Consider the following 4,276-nt stretch of genomic DNA (forward strand, 5'->3'; position numbering starts at 1 on the left):
GCAGCAATGTCTCCGACGTGCCCGCCAAGGGCCGCGACACGATGGGCGTGAAGTTCGTCGGGGTCCGCGGGGACGACGAGGTGGCCGTGATCGCGCTCAATCCCGAGGCCGCCGATGAGGAACTGGCCGAGGAGTCGGATCTCACCGCCGAGTCGGCGAGCGCGGGTGGCACTGCGGCAGCTACCGTTGGTGAGCAGGATTCGACCCAGATGGTCACCGATGAGCAGGAGGAATCCGGTGAGTGATCCCAGCAAGGCTGCCAATACCGGCGCCAAGGCTGCCCAGAAGTCCGCGGAGGGCAAGGACGTCAGCGTCGTCGACGCGTCGCCCGACGACGGTTCGGGCGCCACTGCCTGGGACCGTGCCCGGCAGCGTCTCAGTGAAGCCGGGACGACCGTGGGTGGCAAGATGAGCGACCTCAAGGAGCGGGCCGTGGTGACCACCGCCAGTGACGGCACCTCCGCCGTGCCGGGTACGCGGCGGACCCGTCGGGCACGGCTTCGCCTGTCGCGGCTGGATCCGTGGTCGGTGATGAAGACGGCCTTCCTGTTCACCATCGCCGGCGGCATCGTCTTCTTCATCGCCACCTGGGTGGTCTGGGGCATCATCAACGCCTCCGGTGTCTTCGATGCCGTCAACAAGGCCGTCACCGACCTGGCCTCGCACCCCAGCAGCGAGACCGTCTTCCGTCTGGAGGACTACGTCAACACCCACAAGGTGCTGGGCTTCGCGGCCATGATCAGCGCCTTGAACGTGGTGCTGCTCACGGCTCTGGCCACCCTGTTCAGCTTCCTCTACAACTTGGCCGCCACCGTGATCGGCGGCCTCGAGGTGACGCTGGCCGAGGACTGATTCCGCCGGATTTGTGCTGAAGTCTGCTGGTGCACTAGAGTCACTCTTCGTTGCGAGAGTGACTGCGGGCCTATAGCTCAGTCGGTTAGAGCGCTGCCCTGATAAGGCAGAGGTCACTGGTTCAAGTCCAGTTAGGCCCACAGAACTGATCCCCCGACGGTTAACCGTCGGGGGATCTTCTGTGTCCGAGGGCTGGCCGGCAGTGCCGGTCAGCCGATGGTGGCGCCGAAGAGGCGGCCGATGCCGAAGGTGATCGCCATCGCCAGCAGGCCGCCGACGACATTGCGCACCACTGCCCTTGGCACCGGGGCATGCCCCAGTCTGGCCGAGCTCACCCCGGTGAGAGCGAGGGCCAGCAGCACCGACACTCCCACCACTGGGACCACCATGCTGTGCGGGGCCAGCAACACCGCCAGCAGTGGCACCAGGCCGCCGACCGTGAAGGCGGCGGTGGAGGCAAGCGCCGCCTCGACGGGCTTGACGGTGGCCTCGGGATCGATCCCGAGTTCCAGCTGGGTATGGGCGGCCAGCGGCTCGTCCTCGTGGATCTCGGCAGCCGCCTGCCGTGCCGTCTCGGGCCGTACCCCGAGCTCCTGGAGCATCTGCGCCATCTCGTCCATCTCCTGCTGCGGGAGCTGCTCCAGTTCGGTGCGCTCCTTGTCGACCAGGGCCTTCTCCGAGTCACGCTGTGCACTGACCGAGACGTACTCCCCGACCCCCATCGACAGGGCCCCTGAGGAGATCCCGGCCACGCCGGCAGTGAGCAGTGTGCTCGCGGTGGCGTGGGCGCCGGCCACGCCGATCAACAACGCCGCAACGGAGACGATGCCGTCATTGGCTCCCAACACAGCTGCGCGCAGCCAGTTCAACCGGTCCCCGACGGTGCTCTCGGCGTGGCCCCGGGGCGGCTCTGACCCACCGTCGGCGATGTCGTGAGATGCCTGGCTGGTCATGGACGCTCCTTGGTCGAACAACAGTGCCCCAAGCATGCAGGCTGGGGGCACCGCTGTCACCGAAGGCAAGCCTTGCCGTGGTCAGGTCTCATCCCTTGAGGCGCAGGGCCTCCCGGTAGCCCAGGCGCCCCTGGGTGCGCAGCAGCGCCCGCCGGTAGATCCGCTCGCCGACGATGACGGTGACCGCGGCGAAGGCCAGGTTGACTGCCAGGGCGGCCAGCCCGTCCCACCACTGCGCGGTGCCCTCGACGATCCGGGCCGGCATCAGGATGCCCGAGACGATCGGCACATAGCTGAGCACCACCTTCCACGTGCCGGTGGCCATGAAGCCGGCGAAGTAGACGCCCATCAGCAGGTAGATCATCGGCGCACCGGTCTGCTGCAGGTCCTCGCTGCGGGTGCCCATGGCCCCGGCCGCAGCCCAGATGCACGCCAGGGCAAGGAAACTGGCGAGGAAGAGCAGCAGGTACCATCCCACCGCGGTGGTGAGAGAGGGCAGGACGTCGGAGAAGCGCGGCACGAAGCTCGCCCCCACCAGGCCGGCGCCGACCAGCAGCGCCATCTGGACCAGGGCCATCACGGTGTTGCCGAGCACCTTGCCTGCCAGCAGCTGGCGTACCGGGATGGCGGCCACCAGGATCTCGACGATGCGCGACTGCTTCTCCTCGATCACCGACTGGGCGATCTGCATGCCGTAGGTCATCGCCGACATCATGAACAGCACTGCGAAGACCAGCCCCATCACCGTCGCCGCCTGGGAGCGCGAGGAGTCACCCTCCAGCAGGGTGGTCTCGACGGTACTGGCGGCGGTCAGCTCCGCCAAGGAGGTGCCGGCCTTCTGGGCGGTGGCGGCCATCACCTGGTTGGAGGCGGCCTGCTGCACGAGCTGCACCACGTCGGAGCCGGGGGAGTCCTTGAAGGTGAGCTCCCATCCGGAGCCCTTGGGCACCAGGAGGGCGTCGGCATCGCCGGCACGCACCAGCTCCCGCCCGGCCGCGGCATCGGTGACCTTGGTCACCTCGACCGAGTTCTGGTCATTGGCAGCCTTGGTGAGCGCATCGAGGCTGGAGGCGAACTGCTGCGAGCGGGTGTCGACAACCGCCACGGTGCTGTGGTCGGCGCGGCCGCTGAACCAGGCGGAGGCCCCCATCGAGCCCAGGACCAGGGCCAGCGTGACCAGGGTGCCGATGATGTAGGCCTTGTCGGTGACCTTCACCAGGATCTCGCGGGTCATCACCGTGATCCACGGGGCCTGGGCCCGTCCGCCGTGGCCTGTCTGGTTGTCGTTGGCCATCGCAGTGGTCTGTGTGTGGGTCATGCCGTCACCTCGCGGTAGATCTCGGACAGGGTGGGACGAACGCGGCTGAACTCCAGCACCTCGCCGCGGGCGAGTGCCTCGGTGAGCAGCACCCGCTCGGTGCCGGGCTCAACGAGCTCCAGCAGGGCGGTGCCGCCGTCGACGTCGAGGGCGACCAGGCCGGGGATCTCGCGGACCCAGCCGGCATCGTTGCTGGTCACCAGGCGGTGGCGGACCCGTCCGCTGGATTCGAGCTGCTCGCGGCTGCCGCTGGCCACGACGCGACCGTTGGCCAGGATCACCAAGCCGTCGCAGAGCCGGTCGACCAGGTCGAGCTGGTGGCTGCTGAACAGGGTGGGCACCCCTGTGGCGGTGCGCTCGCGAAGCAGGTCGGCCATCTGGTCGATGGCGGCCGGGTCGAGGCCGCTGAAGGGCTCGTCGAGCACCAGGCAGGTGGGCGAGGCCATCACGGCGGCGGCGATCTGGACCCGCTGCTGGTTGCCCAAGGAGAGCTTCTCCAGCTTGTCCTTGGAGCGGTCGGCCAGGCCGAAGCGTTCCAGCAGTTCCATCGTCTCAGTGCGGGCAGCGGTGGCCCCCATGCCCTTGAGCCGGGCCAGGTAGACCAGCTGGTCGGCGATCGCCTGCTTGGGGTAGAGCCCGCGCTCCTCGGGCATGTAGCCGAAGTGGGAGCGGTCGGTGGCGGTGGCCGGACGCCCCTGCCACAGCACCTGGCCCTCGTCGGGGGCCAGCAGGCCCATCAACATGCGCATCGTCGTGGTCTTGCCGGCGCCATTGCCGCCGACGAAGCCGATCATCTGGCCGCTGCCGACATCAAAGCTGACGTCGTCGACGGCCAGGGTGTCGCCGTAGCGACGGGTGAGGTGCTGGACTTCCAGCATGGCGCCTCCTGACTGGGACCGATGATGGCTCCAGCCTGTCAAGTGGCGAATCGGGGCACATCCCTCCCGCGGGGGAAATCCTTCTTCATCCCCCCGAGGGGTCTCGCGGCACAGGTGCTGCAATTGCGCCCCATACGGCGCACGACACGTTCAAATGTCATCCGTGGCCGTATGGGCTGCATTTCCAGCACGGTCACCGGGGAACTGGGCTCAGCCGATCCTCGGACGGGCCGTAACGGCACTGCGGGCGGCCCACCCCCAGGTGTGGCCCCCCC

5 protein-coding genes and 1 tRNA gene are annotated in these 4,276 nt (G+C 68.3%); 3 read left to right on the forward strand and 3 right to left on the reverse strand.

Annotation, left to right across the window (positions count from 1 at the left end):
- The 3 genes from ACHFFZ_RS05460 to ACHFFZ_RS05470 all read left to right on the forward strand — a co-directional run.
- Positions 1-245: hypothetical protein (locus ACHFFZ_RS05460; RefSeq protein WP_394275648.1), on the forward strand; the 245-nt coding region annotated here is incomplete at its 5' end.
- Positions 238-852, forward strand: a complete 615-nt coding sequence (locus tag ACHFFZ_RS05465) for a DUF3566 domain-containing protein (protein ID WP_394275649.1) — start codon at positions 238-240, stop codon at positions 850-852. The genes ACHFFZ_RS05460 and ACHFFZ_RS05465, both read left to right, overlap by 8 nt.
- 66 nt (positions 853-918) lie before the next feature.
- Positions 919-992 (forward strand) — tRNA-Ile (locus tag ACHFFZ_RS05470).
- A 69-nt stretch (positions 993-1,061) separates the two neighbouring features.
- On the opposite strand, the gene ACHFFZ_RS05475 is transcribed toward ACHFFZ_RS05470, so the two are convergent.
- The 3 genes from ACHFFZ_RS05475 to ACHFFZ_RS05485 form a co-directional block, all read right to left on the reverse strand.
- Positions 1,062-1,805 carry a VIT family protein gene (locus ACHFFZ_RS05475; protein WP_394275650.1) on the reverse strand — a complete coding sequence of 248 codons (744 nt, stop codon included), beginning with the start codon at positions 1,803-1,805 and terminating at the stop codon, positions 1,062-1,064.
- An 88-nt stretch (positions 1,806-1,893) separates the two neighbouring features.
- The gene (locus tag ACHFFZ_RS05480; RefSeq protein WP_394275651.1) at positions 1,894-3,123 is read right to left on the reverse strand and encodes an ABC transporter permease; all 1,230 of its coding nucleotides are present in this window, start codon (positions 3,121-3,123) and stop codon (positions 1,894-1,896) included.
- On the reverse strand, positions 3,120-4,001 hold the full coding sequence (locus ACHFFZ_RS05485) for an ABC transporter ATP-binding protein (RefSeq protein ID WP_394275652.1): 882 nt from the start codon (positions 3,999-4,001) through the stop codon (positions 3,120-3,122). The genes ACHFFZ_RS05480 and ACHFFZ_RS05485 overlap by 4 nt, the downstream gene beginning before the upstream one ends.
- Positions 4,002-4,276 lie beyond the last annotated feature (275 nt).

This window comes from Luteococcus sp., from assembly GCF_043424415.1.
Lineage (GTDB): Bacteria > Actinomycetota > Actinomycetes > Propionibacteriales > Propionibacteriaceae > Luteococcus.